Source organism: Ameyamaea chiangmaiensis (assembly GCF_013376175.1).
In the GTDB taxonomy this organism is placed as follows: domain Bacteria; phylum Pseudomonadota; class Alphaproteobacteria; order Acetobacterales; family Acetobacteraceae; genus Ameyamaea; species Ameyamaea chiangmaiensis.
On sequence record NZ_JABXXR010000266.1, the window covers coordinates 1 to 2023 of the forward strand.

The window sequence follows — 2023 nt, forward strand, 5'->3', positions numbered from 1 at the left end:
GAGGTCTATCGCGTCGGCGGCGCGCAGGCCGTGGGCGCCCTGGCCTATGGCACCGCGACCATCGCACCCGTGGACCGGATCGTAGGCCCGGGCAACGCCTATGTGGCCGAGGCCAAGCGGCAGGTGTTCGGCCATGTCGGGATCGACAGCATTGCTGGCCCGTCGGAGGTCGTGGTCGTGGCCGACGGCTCGAATCCGCCGCGGATCGTGGCGCTCGATCTGCTGGCGCAGGCCGAGCATGACGAGATGGCCCAGTCGATCCTGATCACCGATGACGCCGCGTTCGCGGATGCCGTGGCAAAGGCGGTGGAGAGGGAACTCGATACCCTGCCACGCGCCGCCATCGCGGGCGCGAGCTGGCGCGACTTTGGGGCGATCATTGTCGTGCGCGCATTCGACGAGGCCCCGGCGCTGGTCGATCGTCTGGCGCCCGAGCATCTTGAAATCCTCCTCGACGATGCCGAGTCCTTCTATGCGAAGGTCCGCCACGCGGGGGCCGCGTTTCTGGGCCGCTTCTGTGCCGAGGCCGTGGGTGACTATGTCGGTGGCCCCAACCACGTCCTGCCGACCAGCCGGACAGCCCGCTTCGCGTCCGGCCTGTCGGTGTTCGATTTCCTCAAGCGCACGACCTCCATCGCCGCCGACGCGGCCGGACTTGGGCGGATCGGACCGGCAGGCGCCCTGCTGGCGCGGGCTGAGGGACTGCACGCCCATGCGATGAGCATCGAGACACGGCTGGCCCGCTGATCATCGGGCCTCTGGCGTGAAACCTTGACCTCCGGGCCGGTTGTCCGCCATATCGCCCGGGTCTTACGGTCCGTGCCTCATGCAAGGCATACGGGCCTGTTCCCTGTTGTCCGGGACGTCGCCGCATCATGCGGCCCCGTCGCCGTTGTCCACTGCGCCCAACTTGCTGATCGAAGGATACTATGTCGAAAGAAGACATGATCGAGTTCAGCGGCACCGTCACGGAGCTGCTTCCCAATGCCATGTTTCGCGTCAAGCTCGATAACGAGCATATGATTCTTGCCCACACGAGCGGCAAGATGCGCAAGAACCGCATCCGCGTCCTTGCCGGTGACCGTGTCAATGTCGAAATGACGCCCTATGACCTGTCCAAGGGCCGCATCACCTTCCGCTTCAAGTAAGCGCATGGCCGTGCGACCGCACGCGCGCCGCCGATGACGAACGCCCGATCCATGGAGACCAGCCCCCTGCTGGTACTGGCCTCGGCCTCGCCACGCCGGCAGGCGCTCCTGGCGCAGATCGGCATCACGCCCGACCGGGTCGACCCGGCCGATCTCGACGAGACGCCCCACCCCCGCGAACTGCCACGCCCGTACGCCCTGCGTCTTGCGATCGACAAGGCGCGTCTGGTCGCTGCCCGCACGCCAGAAGCCGCGCTGGTGATCGGCGCCGATACGGTCGTGGCCGTCGGTCGTCGCATCCTGCCCAAAGCCGAGGATCGGGCCACGGCACGACGATGCCTGAACCTGCTGTCGGGGCGGCGTCATCACGTTCTGACCGCCGTGGCGGTGGAGCCGAGCGCGGCCTGGACCGCCGGACGTGCCGCGACGCGTGTCGTTGAAAGCCACGTGACGTTCTCGCGCCTGACCGACTACCAGATCGAGGCTCTGCTCGACGCCGGAGACTGGGAGGGGAAAGCGGGCGGTTACGCACTGCAGGGCCACGCCGCTGCCTTCATTCGCCAGATCGGCGGTAGCGCGTCGGGCGTCATCGGGCTGCCCCTGTTCGAGACGGCGCAGCTTCTGCGTGGACAGAAGGGCGCATGGGTGCGCTAGCCCCGATCATCCGCGTGGCCTGCAGTCCCGGCGAAGCCCGGATCGCGGTCATGCGGGGCGAGCGTCTCGTGGACTTTGCACTGTGGCGACCCGGAGAGGCCGATCCGGTCGGTACGTGGTATCGCGGCCGTCTCACACGTTTCATGCCGGCCCTGGGCGCATGGTTCGTCGCCCTGCCGGACACGCGCAGCGGCCTGTTGCCGGCGCGCCGGCAACAGGCC

The 2023-nt window shown here is 68.0% G+C and carries 3 protein-coding genes and 1 pseudogene; all 4 read left to right on the forward strand.

Translation table 11 applies throughout. From position 1 onward, the window contains the following. The coding region (gene hisD, locus HUK82_RS16175; RefSeq protein WP_176614903.1) for a histidinol dehydrogenase at window positions 1–747 on the forward strand (747 nt) is incomplete at its 5' end. Window positions 748–929: 182 nt separating this feature from the next. Beyond that, the gene (gene infA, locus HUK82_RS16180) at window positions 930–1148 is read left to right on the forward strand and encodes a translation initiation factor IF-1 (protein ID WP_003622234.1); all 219 of its coding nucleotides are present in this window, start codon (window positions 930–932) and stop codon (window positions 1146–1148) included. 51 nt (window positions 1149–1199) lie between these two features. Next, entirely contained in the window at window positions 1200–1802 is a 603-nt protein-coding gene (locus HUK82_RS16185; RefSeq protein WP_246495316.1) for a Maf family protein, read from the forward strand. After that, window positions 1790–2023, forward strand: a pseudogene (locus HUK82_RS16190) (ribonuclease E/G); the annotation flags it as partial. The gene HUK82_RS16185 and the pseudogene HUK82_RS16190, both read left to right, overlap by 13 nt.